This window comes from Gilvimarinus sp. 1_MG-2023 (assembly GCF_030548285.1).
Genome location: NZ_JAUOSC010001229.1, coordinates 1 through 259, shown reverse-complemented (window position 1 = coordinate 259; position 259 = coordinate 1). Strand labels below are relative to the sequence as shown.

Genomic DNA, 259 nt, shown 5'->3' with positions numbered 1-259 from the left:
GGACGGAAAGCATCGTTAAAGATCGGACGACCGTTTTTATCCAGCCCCTTGGCCCAGGAAATCTTGTCGACAAACGGGAAGCCTTTGATGAAGTCGCCGTTTTCACGATTCAAGACATAGAAAAAACCGTTACGGTCTGCTGTTGCAGCTGCCTTGACGGTTTTCTTGCCAACCTTATAGTCAAAAGAAATCAGCTCGTTCACACCATCGTAATCCCAGCCATCGTGTGGCGTGGTCTGGAAGTGCCACTTGATTTCAC

1 pseudogene is annotated in these 259 nt (G+C 48.6%); it reads right to left on the bottom strand.

From position 1 onward, the window contains the following. Positions 1 to 259 (bottom strand): annotated as a pseudogene (locus tag Q4563_RS20785) (PQQ-dependent dehydrogenase, methanol/ethanol family); the annotation flags it as partial.